The sequence below is a fragment of the Paraburkholderia sp. GAS38 genome (assembly GCF_050434965.1).
Taxonomy (GTDB): domain Bacteria; phylum Pseudomonadota; class Gammaproteobacteria; order Burkholderiales; family Burkholderiaceae; genus Paraburkholderia; species Paraburkholderia phenazinium_A.
The window spans coordinates 211,796-224,558 of the sequence record NZ_JBNDJO010000010.1; the positions used below are offsets into that span (position 1 = coordinate 211,796).

General features: G+C 62.7%; 12 protein-coding genes. 8 read left to right on the plus strand and 4 right to left on the minus strand.

The features are described from left to right. Window positions 1-17 precede the first annotated feature (17 nt). The 6 genes from purN to nadC all read left to right on the plus strand — a co-directional run bounded on the left by purN (window position 18) and on the right by nadC (window position 6,995). Complete coding sequence (purN, locus tag P3T42_RS23275) at window positions 18-683, plus strand: phosphoribosylglycinamide formyltransferase (RefSeq protein WP_429307363.1); 666 nt, start codon at window positions 18-20, stop codon at window positions 681-683. Next, on the plus strand, window positions 680-1,939 hold the full coding sequence (locus tag P3T42_RS23280; RefSeq protein ID WP_074300575.1) for an RsmB/NOP family class I SAM-dependent RNA methyltransferase: 1,260 nt from the start codon (window positions 680-682) through the stop codon (window positions 1,937-1,939). Before purN ends, P3T42_RS23280 begins: the two co-directional genes overlap by 4 nt. Before the next feature lie 65 nt (window positions 1,940-2,004). Beyond that, on the plus strand, window positions 2,005-3,357 hold the full coding sequence (locus P3T42_RS23285) for a mechanosensitive ion channel family protein (RefSeq protein WP_074300574.1): 1,353 nt from the start codon (window positions 2,005-2,007) through the stop codon (window positions 3,355-3,357). Window positions 3,358-3,595: 238 nt separating this feature from the next. Continuing rightward, window positions 3,596-4,792, plus strand: coding sequence for a DesA family fatty acid desaturase (locus P3T42_RS23290; protein ID WP_429307364.1), 1,197 nt, complete (start codon window positions 3,596-3,598; stop codon window positions 4,790-4,792). 152 nt (window positions 4,793-4,944) lie between these two features. After that, window positions 4,945-6,084 carry a quinolinate synthase NadA gene (gene nadA, locus P3T42_RS23295; protein WP_074300572.1) on the plus strand — a complete coding sequence of 380 codons (1,140 nt, stop codon included), beginning with the start codon at window positions 4,945-4,947 and terminating at the stop codon, window positions 6,082-6,084. After that, window positions 6,084-6,995: a carboxylating nicotinate-nucleotide diphosphorylase gene (nadC, locus tag P3T42_RS23300; protein ID WP_429307365.1), complete on the plus strand. Its 912-nt coding sequence runs from the start codon at window positions 6,084-6,086 to the stop codon at window positions 6,993-6,995. Before nadA ends, nadC begins: the two co-directional genes overlap by 1 nt. Before the next feature lie 135 nt (window positions 6,996-7,130). Here nadC and nadB read toward each other — a convergent pair whose 3' ends face one another. From nadB to radC, 4 genes are all read right to left on the minus strand, one after another. Then, window positions 7,131-8,729 (minus strand): L-aspartate oxidase, encoded by a 1,599-nt coding sequence (nadB, locus tag P3T42_RS23305; protein ID WP_074301743.1) that lies wholly within the window; start codon window positions 8,727-8,729, stop codon window positions 7,131-7,133. Between the two features lie 271 nt (window positions 8,730-9,000). Beyond that, entirely contained in the window at window positions 9,001-9,168 is a 168-nt protein-coding gene (rpmG, locus tag P3T42_RS23310) for a 50S ribosomal protein L33 (RefSeq protein ID WP_074263557.1), read from the minus strand. 10 nt (window positions 9,169-9,178) lie between these two features. Continuing rightward, window positions 9,179-9,412 carry a 50S ribosomal protein L28 gene (rpmB, locus tag P3T42_RS23315; protein ID WP_007180631.1) on the minus strand — a complete coding sequence of 78 codons (234 nt, stop codon included), beginning with the start codon at window positions 9,410-9,412 and terminating at the stop codon, window positions 9,179-9,181. A gap of 275 nt (window positions 9,413-9,687) precedes the next feature. After that, window positions 9,688-10,422: a RadC family protein gene (radC, locus tag P3T42_RS23320; RefSeq protein WP_429307415.1), complete on the minus strand. Its 735-nt coding sequence runs from the start codon at window positions 10,420-10,422 to the stop codon at window positions 9,688-9,690. 386 nt (window positions 10,423-10,808) lie between these two features. Between radC and P3T42_RS23325 the strand changes: the two genes are divergently transcribed. Together P3T42_RS23325 and ispH are read left to right on the plus strand one after the other, a co-directional pair. Further along, complete coding sequence (locus P3T42_RS23325; protein WP_074300570.1) at window positions 10,809-11,264, plus strand: FKBP-type peptidyl-prolyl cis-trans isomerase; 456 nt, start codon at window positions 10,809-10,811, stop codon at window positions 11,262-11,264. A gap of 2 nt (window positions 11,265-11,266) precedes the next feature. After that, the gene (gene ispH / locus P3T42_RS23330) at window positions 11,267-12,226 is read left to right on the plus strand and encodes a 4-hydroxy-3-methylbut-2-enyl diphosphate reductase (protein ID WP_074300569.1); all 960 of its coding nucleotides are present in this window, start codon (window positions 11,267-11,269) and stop codon (window positions 12,224-12,226) included. Window positions 12,227-12,763 lie beyond the last annotated feature (537 nt).

Here is a 12,763-nt window from a genome sequence, read left to right on the forward strand (position 1 = left end):
AATGATAAAATCCGCGGATGAAAAAACTTGTCATCCTGATTTCCGGGCGGGGCAGCAACATGGAAGCCATCGTTCGCGCCTGTTCGCGCGAAGGCTGGCCGGCGCAAGTCGCCGCCGTGATTGCCAACCGTCCAGACGCTGCGGGCCTTGAGTTCGCCGCGTCGCACGGCATTGCCACGGCGGTGGTCGACCACCGCCAGTTTTCCGACCGCGAGACCTTCGACGCGGCCCTGGCACGCGAAATCGACGCTTTCGCGCCCGATCTGGTTGCGCTTGCCGGCTTCATGCGGGTGCTGACGCCCGGCTTTGTCGACCGCTACGCGGGCCGCATGCTGAACGTTCATCCGTCGCTGCTGCCGAGCTTTACGGGCCTCAAGACGCACCAGCAGGCGCTCGACGCCGGCGTGCGGCTGCACGGCGCGTCGGTCCATTTTGTTACGTCCGAACTGGATCATGGGCCTATCGTGCTGCAATCCGCCGTGCCGGTGCTGCAGGGCGACGACGCCGCGGCGCTGGCCGGGCGCGTGCTCGAGACCGAACACACGATTTACCCCCGCGCGGTGCGCTGGTTCGTCGAAGGGCGCCTTGCGCTCGACGGACTGCGCGTCACGCTCACGCCGCCGGAGCCGCAATGGCTCTTTGCCGACATCAATAGCAACAAGATCGCCGGAGAGGGCGTATGAGACTGCATGGATTTCTGATTGGACAAACTGAAACGCTGCTCGCGGACGTGCTGAAGCTGGCCGGCCCCGCCGACGCCGCCACCAGCCGTTTTTTCCGCGCCCACCCGAAGCTCGGGCACGGCGAGCGCGGCGTCATCGCCGAAGCGGTGTTCGCGGTGCTGCGGCGGCGGATGGAGTTCGCCCATCTGGCCGAAAGCGGCACCGGCAGCCCGGCGCGCCGCATGGCCTTGCTGGGCCTGATGCAGACGGCGGGGCGCTCGGCCCTGAAGCCGTTCGTCTCCGACAGCGAGTCCAACTGGCTTGAACACGTCGCGAAGATCGACCCGGAGAGCCTGCCGCTGCGGATTCGCATGAACCTGCCGGACTGGATCTATCAGGCGCTCTCCAAGCGTTTCGAAGCCGACGAACTGGCGCAGCTCGCCGCCGCGCTGAACTATCCGGCGCCGCTCGACCTGCGCGCCAATCCGATCAAGGCAAGCCGCGACGACGTGCTCGGCGCGCTGTCGAAGGCCGGCATCGAGGCCGGCGCCACGCCGTTTGCGCCGTTCGGCGTGCGGGTGGTCGGCAAGCCGCCGCTCACCAAGCTCGACGCATTCCAGAACGGCTGGGTCGAAGTGCAGGATGAAGGCAGCCAGTTGCTGTGTACGCTGGTGGCGCCCAAGCGGGGCGAGATGATCGTCGATTTCTGCGCCGGCGCGGGCGGCAAGACGCTCGCGCTGGGCGCGATGATGCGCTCCTCGGGCCGTCTGTATGCGTTCGACATCTCCGAGCGGCGCCTCGCCAAGCTCAAGCCGCGCCTCGCGCGCAGCGGGCTGTCGAACGTCAACCCGGTGCTGATCGACAGCGAGCATGACGCCAAGATCAAGCGTCTGGCGGGCAAGATCGACCGCGTGCTGGTGGATGCGCCGTGCAGCGGTCTCGGCACGCTGCGGCGCAATCCGGATCTGAAATGGCGCCAGTCGCCGGAATCCATCGCCGAACTGGCGCCCAAGCAGTTGTCCATCCTGACGAGCGCCGCGCGTCTCGTGAAGGTGGGCGGCCGGCTCGTCTACGCGACCTGCAGCATTCTGGAAGCCGAAAACGAAACCATCGTCGAGCAGTTCCTCGCCAATCACCCCGGCTTTGCCGTGGTGCCGGCGGGCGAAGTGCTGGCCGAGCAGCGTGTCGAGCTGGAGATGGGCGACTACCTGTCGCTGTGGCCGCACCGCCACGCCACCGATGGCTTCTTCGCTGCCGTGCTGGAGCGCCGCTCCTAAGCGGCCTGGGCGCGCCCGGCCGTTGCGCAAACGAGTCGCGGCGCGCTGGACGCACCTACCCCACCATGCAGAATCGGATCTTCTCTCACCTGTTCGGCGACGTCGGCCACGACTTCGGTCAGCCGGTGATGCTTTGGCAGGTCGGCTTGCTGCTCGGCACGCTCCTGCTCGCGTGGGGGCTTGCCTGGCTGCTGCGCCGCACGCTCGACCTGCGCCGGCAGACGCGCTATCAGGCGCTGCGCTTCGGCGCGGAAAGCCTGAACCGCGCATTCTTTCCGCTGATCGGCGCCGCGCTGGTCTGGCTCGCGCAGGCGGTCGCCTCGCCCTTCATGCATACGGCGCTACTCGACCTGGCGCTGGTGCCGCTGTTCGGCATCGGGCTGATCTATGTGATGTTCTTCTTCGCCCGGCGCGTCTTCGGCAGCGACGGCGAAGCCCATACGCTGCTGTTTTTCGTCGAAAAGGTCGTCTCGCTGATCGTCTGGGTCGGCATGGTGCTGACTGTGATGGGCATTCAGGACGACGTCCTCGACTGGATGGCCAGCGTGCGCTTTCGTGTGGCCAATGCGCACATGACGCTGCTGTCCCTGTCGACGGGGCTGCTGTGGGTCTGCGTGACGATGGTGGTGGCGATGTGGCTCGGCTCGGCGTTCGAGGAGCGGCTGATGCGCGCCCGCACGCTCGATGCGAACCTGAAAGTGGTGGTGGCGCGGGTCGGCCGCGCGTCGTTCATGCTGGCGGCGGTGCTGATCAGCCTGTCGCTGGTGGGCATCGACATTACGGTGCTGGGGGTGTTCGGCGGCGCGCTGGGGGTGGGGCTCGGCTTTGGCTTGCAGAAGATCGCCAGTAACTACGTGTCGGGCTTCATCATCCTGATCGACCGTTCGCTGCGGATCGGCGACACCATCAATACCGGCGGCCTGCAGGGCATGGTCACGCAGATCCGCACGCGCTACACGGTGGTGCGCGGACTGGACGGCATCGAAACGCTGATTCCAAACGAAAAGCTGATCACCGATGTCGTACAGAACCAGTCGTCCTATCTGACTCGCGGGTACGCGAAGATCGCCGTTCAGGTGGCGTACACGTCGGATGTGGACGAGGCCATGGCGCTGCTTGCCGAGGCTGCGCACGGCGTCGACCGGGTGCTGCTGGATCCCGCCCCGACGCCTTATCTGGTCGGATTCGGCCCGGACGGCATCAACCTGGAACTGGGTTTCTGGATCGAGGACGCCGCAACCGGCACCTCCAGCGTGCGCTCGGCGATCAACCGCAATATCTGGCGTCTGTTCGGCGAGCACGGCATTTCGATTCCCTACGCGCAACGCGAGCTGCGGATTGTCGGCGCGGGCGACATTCTGTCGCGACCGGTAAATCTGACCGGAGACGCAGCCAACGAGCCCGGCAGTGCCGCCTGAGGCGGCTGTGCGGCCTTGCAAGGCCGCCAAAAATACCGCATCAGCGTGTTTGCCCTGGTTGATGCGCTACAAAAAATCCCCAATTGTTACAAACACTTGGAACGGTTCGCGTAGAATAACGTCCAATCTGTTCGTATGCTTTCACTTTCTTGACACCGCGTTTTTGGTTAGTCTCTCGGTTACTCTGTACGTGTTGTCTTTTGGTGTCCTGTCACTCTCGTTCCACAGGTAAATTGCCTTGTTGAATTCCTTGCTTGATTTTCTTGCCCACGGTCTGCTGCGCTTCTCGTGGTGGCAACTCGTGGTGTACACGGCCGTGGTGACGCACATCACGATCATTGGCGTGACGGTGTATCTGCACCGCTGCCAGGCGCACCGCGCCCTCGACCTGCATCCCGCGGTCAGTCATTTTTTCCGCTTCTGGCTGTGGATGACCACAGGCATGTTGACCGGCCAATGGGCCGCGATTCACCGTAAGCACCACGCCAAGTGCGAGACCGAAGAAGATCCGCACAGCCCGCAAACGCGCGGCATCTGGAAGGTGTTGCTGGAAGGCGCCGAGCTCTATCGCAGCGAAGCGAAGAACGAAGAAACCATGCGCAAGTTCAGTCACGGCACGCCGAACGACTGGATGGAACGCAACGTCTACACGAAGTACCCGATTCTTGGCGTGAGCCTGATGATGGTGCTCAACGTCGCGCTGTTCGGCCTCGTCGGCCTGACGGTCTGGGCCGTGCAGATGATCTGGATTCCGTTCTGGGCGGCGGGTGTTGTCAATGGTCTCGCGCACTTCTGGGGCTATCGCAACTTCAACTCGGCTGATGCGAGCACCAACATTTTCCCGTGGGGCATCCTGATCGGTGGCGAAGAACTGCACAACAACCACCATACGTATGCGACGTCGGCCAAGCTGTCGAACAAGTGGTACGAGTTCGATATCGGCTGGATGTATATCCGTATCATGTCGGCCTTCCGTCTGGCCAAGGTGAAGAAGATTGCACCCACGCCGCGCCTGACCACCGGCAAGCTCGTGCTGGACCAGGACACCTTGCAGGCCGTGCTGGCTAACCGCTACGAAGTCATGGCCCGCTACGGTAAGGCGCTCAAGCGCGCATATCGCCAGGAACTGGCGCACCTGAAGGAAGTGGGCGCGCGCGAAAAGTACCAGGTGATGCGCGGTGCACGTAGCTGGTTCCACAAGGAAGAAGCCGGCCTCGACGAACCGCAGAAGCGTCAATTGCCGCAAATCTTCGCGAACAGCCAGAAGCTGCGTACCTACATCGAGTTGCGTAACGAGCTCGCGGCCATGTGGGAGCGTTCGAACGCCTCGCGCGAACAACTGCTCGTGCAATTGCAGGATTGGTGTCATCGTGCAGAACAAAGCGGTATCAAGGCACTCCAGGAGTTTGCGACGCGTCTGCGCCGCTATGCCTGAGCCAGGAAACTAAGCACGAAATCTATTAAGATTCAGGTTCGTCACAAAACCCCGCGTTGGCGGGGTTTTGCTTTTTTGGGCCGCATAAAACGTTGGACGCGAGGCATAAGGCGCACGGCGATCTGCGGCGCATCAGCAGGGCAGAGGGGATCATGAATCAGCAGGCGATCAGGAGCGTCGAATACGACCGGCCGCAGGCGCAGGGCTTGACCTGCGGCATCGGACAGGCGTGGGCCAAGGTGCCCGAGGCGCCGTCGGCAGAAGAAAAGGTTGCGCTGAAGGCGCGTATCCGCGCGTTGCTTGAGCGTGAGAAGGCGGTGCTCGTTGCGCACTATTACGTCGACGCGGAGCTGCAGGAGCTCGCCGACGAGACCGGCGGCTGCGTGGCGGACTCGCTCGAAATGGCGCGTTTCGGCCGCGATCATGAGGCGCAGACGCTGGTCGTCGCCGGTGTGCGCTTTATGGGCGAGACCTCGAAAATCCTCAGTCCCGGCAAGCGCGTGCTGATGCCGGATCTGGATGCAACCTGCTCGCTCGACCTGGGCTGTCCCGTCGACGAGTTTTCCGCATTCTGTGACGCGCATCCGGATCGCACGGTGGTGGTCTACGCGAACACCAGCGCAGCCGTGAAGGCGCGGGCGGACTGGATGGTGACGTCGTCGATCGGCCTCGAGATCGTCGCCGACCTGCACGCGCGCGGCGAAAAGATTATCTGGGCGCCGGACCGGCATCTCGGCAGCTACATCCAGAAGAAGACCGGCGCGGACATGCTGCTCTGGCAGGGCTCGTGCCTCGTGCACGACGAATTCAAGGGAATTGAACTCGATCTGCTGCGCGAACAGTATCCGGACGCCAAGGTGCTGGTGCATCCCGAGTCCCCGGAGAGCGTTGTGGCGCTGGCCGATGTCGTGGGCTCGACGACTCAACTGATCGACGCCGCGCAACGGCTCGATGCGAAGCACTTTATCGTGGCGACGGATCTCGGCATTCTGTACAAGATGCGTCTGGCTGCGCCTGGCAAGACCTTTATCGAAGCCCCGACGGCCGGCAATAGCGCAACCTGCAAAAGTTGCGCGCATTGCCCGTGGATGGCAATGAACGGACTGGCGAATCTGGCCGACGTGCTGGAGCGTGGTCACAACGAGATCCTTGTCGATCGCGCCGTGGGCGAACGGGCGCGCTTGCCGATCGACCGCATGCTCGACTTCGCCGCGCGTCACAAGAAGCGGGTGCAGACGAGCGGCGACCTCGCGAAAGACACGGCATTGTTTTCGAACGTGGGAGCGGCGTAATGGGGGCGGTCGAACAGACATACACGCGGTATCAGGTTGACGCGGTCTCCCCGTTGTTTGCGGAAGTGCGTGCCCAATACGGCGCGGCGTTCGACGTAGCGCTCGCGCGCAATGTTGCCGATGCGCTGGCGGAAGATGTGGGCACCGGCGATCAGACCGGACGCCTCGTGCCCGCCGACGATCTGCGCGACGCCCGCATCATTGTGCGTGAGGACGCTGTGTTATGCGGCGTGCCGTGGTTCAACGCAGTGATGCACCACGTCGATCCGCGCATCGACGTGCAGTGGCGCTATCGTGAAGGCGAACTTATGACGGCCGACACGACGGTTTGCAAACTGCGCGGCCCGGCGCGCGCATTACTCACGGCTGAGCGCAACGCGCTGAATTTCCTGCAGATGCTTTCAGGTGTGGCGAGCGCGACGCGCCGCTACGTCGACGCCATCGCCCATACGCAGGCGCACGTTCTCGATACGCGCAAGACCTTGCCTGGTCTGCGGCTCGCCCAGAAGTACGCGGTGCGCGTGGGCGGTGGCGCCAACCAGCGGCTTGCGCTCTACGACGGCATTCTCATCAAGGAAAACCACATCGCGGCAGCGGGCGGAGTGGGGCCGGCGATGGACGCCGCGCTCGCCTTGAACGCGGGCGTGTCGATCCAGATCGAGGTGGAGACGCTGGAGCAGCTTGAAACGGCGTTGGCGCATCGTGCGCAATCCGTTCTGCTCGACAACTTCTCGTTCGACGCCATGCGCGATGCCGTGCGCCTCACGGCGGGGCGGGCGGTGCTCGAAGTGTCGGGCGGCGTGAACTTCGAGACGGTGCGGACGATTGCGGAGACCGGCGTGGATCGTATTTCGATCGGCGCGTTGACGAAGGACGTGCGCGCAACGGATTACTCGATGCGGATTGTCTGATTTTTCGGCTTCGGCTTCGGCTTCAGGCTGCCTCTGCGGCGAAAAGGCCATCGCACACGAGCGATGGCCTTTTCGCTTTCACGCGGGTTCGGTCGGGACGATGGATGATCCGCCACCCGCACGATAAACCGCGTATCAGATGTTGCGGTTCCGCACGTTCTCGGGCGACAGCACTGTCGGCAATGCTTTCGGTAGCGCGGCAGGCCAATCGCGGCTGAAATGGAGTCCACGGCTTTCGCGCCGCGAGCGGGCGCTGTCGACGATTAGCGACGCCACGTCCACCAGGTTGCGCAATTCGAGCAGATCGCGGCTTACCTTGAAGTTCGCGTAGTACTCGAGGATTTCGTCGCGCAGCAGCGCGAGGCGATGCCTGGCGCGGGCAAGCCGCTTGTCGGTTCGCACGATGCCGACGTAATTCCACATCAGGCGGCGCAATTCGTCCCAGTTGTGAGCGACGACCACTTCTTCGTCCGGGTCGGACACGCGGCTCTCGTCCCAATCGGGCAGCGGCGCATGGGCGGCGGCGCTGAACCCTTCCGCTTCGATGGCGGCCGCCGCGGAGCGGCCGATCACGAGACACTCCAGCAGCGAATTGCTGGCGAGGCGGTTGGCGCCGTGCAATCCGGTGCAGGAGGTTTCGCCGACCGCATAGAGGCCCGACAGGTCGGTGCGGCCTGCCAGGTCCGTGACGACGCCGCCGCAGGTGTAGTGCGCCGCGGGCACGACCGGAATGGGTTCTTTGGTGATGTCGATGCCGAACTCGAGGCAGCGCGCGAGGATGGTCGGAAAATGCTCTTGCAGGAAACTCGCGGGCTGATGACTGATATCGAGGTACACGCAGTCGATGCCGCGCTTCTTGATCTCGAAGTCGATCGCCCGCGCGACGATGTCGCGCGGCGCCAGTTCGGCGCGCTCGTCGTGCTGGGGCATGAAGCGCGTGCCATCCGGCAGCTTCAGAATGCCGCCTTCGCCGCGCACCGCTTCCGAGATCAGAAAGGATTTGGCGTAGGGATGGAACAGGCAGGTCGGATGGAACTGGATGAATTCCATGTTCGAGACGCGGCAGCCGGCGCGCCACGCCATGGCGATACCGTCGCCGGTCGCGGTGTCCGGGTTCGTGGTGTAGAGGTACACCTTGCCCGCGCCGCCCGTGGCGAGCACCGTATGCGGCGCCTCGATGGTGACCGTGCGGCCGCTTTCCAGATCGAGCGCATACAGCCCGTGACAGCGTCGGCCCGGCAGGCCGAGGCGGTCCGACGTGATCAGGTCGATGGCATAGTGATTTTCCAGCAGCGTGATGTTCGGATGTCGGCGCACGCGCTCGCTGAGCGTGGCGACGACCGCGTGGCCGGTGGCGTCCGCTGCATGAATGATCCGGCGGTGACTATGGCCGCCTTCGCGCGTGAGGTGAAAGCCGAGCTCGGCCGCATCGTCTTTGGTGAACGGCACGCCCTGGGCGATCAGCCATTCAATGGCTTCGCGCCCATGTTCGACGATGAACCGCGTGGCCGCTTCGTCGCACAGGCCGCCGCCGGCAATCAGTGTGTCGCTGACATGGTTTTCGATGCTGTCCGCGGAATCCAGCACGGCGGCGATGCCACCCTGTGCCCAGTCGCTCGCGCCTTCGGTCATTGAAACCTTGGCAATCACCGCGACCCGCCGCGTCTCCGCCAGATTCAATGCAACACTCAGACCCGCCAGGCCGCTACCGACAATTGCCACATCAAAATTCATTTCCTGCGTCTCCATCGCTTGATCAGCCGTTGCGACTCGTGTCGCCGCTCACCGATAAACGACAGAGGATACGCGTCGCATGACTCGAGGGAAAGCTAGCCGAATGGCCAATGCCGCAAGCAAAGGAGAACGTGCAGGGAAATGGGCTGAGACGCTCAGGGCCGCGGTTCGCACGACGTTGATGGGCGGTGCTGAAAAAAGCGCGCTGAAAACAAAAAGCCCCGCACGGATGCGGGGCTTTCGTCTTCGTCAACAAACAGGAAGCAAGATCTTATTTGATCTTGGTTTCCTTGTACGGCACATGCTTGCGGACGACGGGATCAAACTTGCTGATCTCCATCTTTTCCGGCATGTTGCGCTTGTTTTTCGTCGTGGTGTAGAAGTGACCCGTGCCTGCGGTCGATTCCAGCTTGATCTTGTCGCGTGCGCCTTTTGCCATCATTTACTCCTTAGGCTTCACCGCGTGCGCGCAGATCTGCGAGCACAGCGTCGATACCGTTCTTGTCGATCAGACGCAGGCCGGCGTTCGAAACGCGCAGACGCACCCAACGGTTTTCGCTTTCCACCCAAATACGGCGGTTTTGCAGGTTCGGCAGGAACCGGCGCTTGGTCTTGTTGTTCGCGTGGGAAACGTTGTTGCCGCTCATCGGCGCTTTCCCAGTTACTTGGCATACGCGTGCCATATGAGAGCACTCCTAATACGCTAATTCTGAGTTCGGACGCCGCGAAAGTTATCCGGAAGGGTTGCGATGATTACTCAGTCGCTTATCCGCCGGAAGGCCTTTGATGGCTTCGGAACAGGGTTGGAAACAGGCAAACCGGAATTCTAGCAGAAAAAAACCCGATAAATCAAACCTTATTTGCGATCGGCCATGGGGGCAACCGTACGACAACGGCGCGACGGCGTAAGGGCGCAGCCGCGATACGGCGGGCCCCGCGGCGCCGGGACCGCGCAAGCTCACGACCAGCCGGCTCGGGCAAACGAGAACGTCTCGTGCGTGCCGATCACGAGATGATCGACCAGTTGGACGTCGATCAACGCAAGCGTGTCGCGCAGCACCTGCGTCAGGCGCCGGTCGCTGGCGCTGGGTTTGACCGCGCCGGAGGGGTGATTATGCGCCACGATCATGCTGGCTGCATTTGCCGCTAGCGCGCGGCGGACGATTTCGCGCGGATAGACCGCCATGCGCGTGAGCGAACCGCGCGAGCTTTCTTCAAAGTCGATCAGGCGGTGCCGGGCGTCCAGAAAGAGGCACACGAAGACTTCATGGGGCCTGGAGCCTATCAACAGGCGCAAGTAGTCTTCGACTGCTTCGGGGGAATCGATCAGCGGCTTTTCGCGCATCTTTTCCACGAGCGAGCGCCGCGCCAGTTCGAGGATGGCGAGCAACTGGGCCGTTTTCGCCGGGCCGATGCCCGGCAGGCCGTCGAAATCCGCCGGTGTGGCGTCGAGCAGCGCCCGCAGCGAGCCGAATCGCTTCAGCAGGGAGTGGGCGATGCGAAATACATCGTGCCCCGGCAGCCCCGAACCGAGCACCAATGCGACCAGATCGGCATTGCTCAGGGTTGCGGGCCCGAAATCGAGCAGGCGTTCGCGCGGCATATCGCGTTTGCCGCGCGAACGCTTGCGTCCGGTGAGCCGGCGCGGGGTTGCCCACGATGTATCCGGGCGGGCCGCGCTGAACGCGAGCACGTCCGCCCCGAACTTGTCTGGCCTGGCGGCGGGTGCGCCCGGTCCGTGCGGCTCGGGCACCCCCGCGCTTGCGGCCAGCCTGAGCCTGGCCGGTCCGCGCGCCGCCGCTTGGGGCGCCGCTAGCCCGGACACTTTCGCCGCAGCGTTGGTCTCTACAGGATCTGCCGCTGTTTCCACGCAGGCGTAATCGTCCATCTCATTGTTCTCCGGTTAGAAGGCGGGAAAGTCCTCACCTGTGGCGGCAGCGGATACGATGCACCCAAGCCGCCGCTGGATATGTGGCTTACAATAGGGCCTTTGCGCACGGCACCATGACGGTTTGCCACCCGCACCGGCTGCGCCCTGCGCGCACGTGTGCGGCGCGTCCCGACTGAACGAGTTATTGCATGAGCATCATCGACATCTCTGAAGTGAAACCCGGTTCGCACGTCACGCTCCATTACCGGCTTTCGCTTGCCGATGGCGCCGAAGTCATCAACACCTTTACCGAAAAGCCGGCCACGCTCCTGCTGGGCGCCGGCCAACTGGCTCCGCCGCTGGAAGATATTTTGCTGGGATTGAAGGTCGGCCACCATTCGACCTTTCAGCTAACGCCGGAGCAGGCGTTCGGCCCCCGCAATCCGGAACTGCTTCAGCGGGTTTCGCTCGCCACGTTGCGCGAAAACAGCATGATCGGTGAGGATTTTTCGCCGGGCGATCTCGTCGAATTCAACGCACCAGGTGGCGGACGTTACGCAGGCGTGTTGAAGGAAGTCGGCGAAACGTCCGCCCTGTTCGATTTCAATCACCCGCTCGCCGGCCAGGCGTTGGCGTTCGAAGTGAAAATCATCGGGATTCTGTAAACATGAGCACCACGGATACGACTCTGACTGAAGCCGAGATCCTGCTGGCGCAACCGCGTGGGTTTTGCGCGGGTGTCGATCGGGCCATCGAAATCGTCGAACGCGCGATCAAGCTGCACGGTTCACCCATCTACGTGCGCCACGAAATTGTCCACAACGCCTATGTCGTTGAGGATCTGCGCAAGAAGGGCGCCATCTTCATCGAGCAGCTGGAAGAAGTGCCGGCCGGCAATACGGTGATCTTCAGCGCGCACGGCGTCTCCAAGACCGTGCGCTCGGAAGCCGAATCGCGCGGCCTGCGGGTTTATGACGCAACCTGTCCGCTCGTCACCAAGGTGCATATCGAAGTGGCGAAGATGCGCCAGGAAGGCTTCGATATCGTGATGATCGGTCACAAGGGCCACCCGGAGGTCGAGGGCACGATGGGGCAGGCGGGCGAGGGCATGTATCTCGTCGAAGATATCGAGGACGTGCAGGCGCTGCAACTCGCCGACCCGGAACGGATTGCGTTCGTCACGCAGACCACGCTGTCGGTCGACGATGCGGCCGAGATCATCGCCGCGCTCAAGGCCAAGTATCCGGCCATCAAGGAGCCGAAAAAGCAGGACATCTGTTACGCCACGCAGAATCGCCAGGATGCGGTCAAGTTCATGGCGCCGCAGTGCGACGTGGTGATCGTGGTGGGCAGCCCGAACAGTTCCAATTCGAACCGCTTGCGCGAGGTTGCCGAGAAGCGCGGCATTCCTTCGTATATGGTGGACTCGCCCGACCAGATCGATCCGGCCTGGATCGTCGGCAAGCGCCGCATTGGCGTGACAGCCGGCGCCTCGGCTCCCGAGGTGCTCGCCCAGGCGGTCATTGCCCGTTTGCGCGAACTGGGTGTGCGCAACGTGCGCGCGCTTGAAGGCATCGAAGAAAACATCGCGTTTCCGTTGCCGCGCGGTTTGGGCTTGCCGGCCTGACATTCCGCTCACGTCTCTGTAAGAAAGCGCGCCTTGGGCGCGCTTTTTTTATGTCCCCCGAGGAAGCGGCGCTTTCCATTAATAAGTGCCAAATCACAAAAATGGAGCTGTTTTCAGCGCACGCCACACAAATTTTCTGCGTCCCGATGATTTTATTTTATCGCTCGGGCAATGATCGATCCCCATTTGTGACCGCGATATTCGACACTGGCGATTTTTGATGCACTAACATTGTGCGGACAGTCCGGCCGATATAGAAACGTAGTACCTATCGCTCAGCGCGATGAAATCAGGCGGCCACCACGATCGCTGCAACACTTGATGCTGCTGGGGTCTACGATGGTGCAACTGATGCACGAAAAAATGTCGCAACCGGGTTGCGCCTTTTGTGCGTTATTGCTCACAAAATGCGGTTGCAATGCAGGAAAACCCTGCCGTTTCAACAATATTGCCCATCGCATAATTGGAGTTACAATGCGCGCGTTCTCAAGGCCTCCGGGTCTCGAGCAATGAATTTGGCAAGGCGCTGGAGACCTA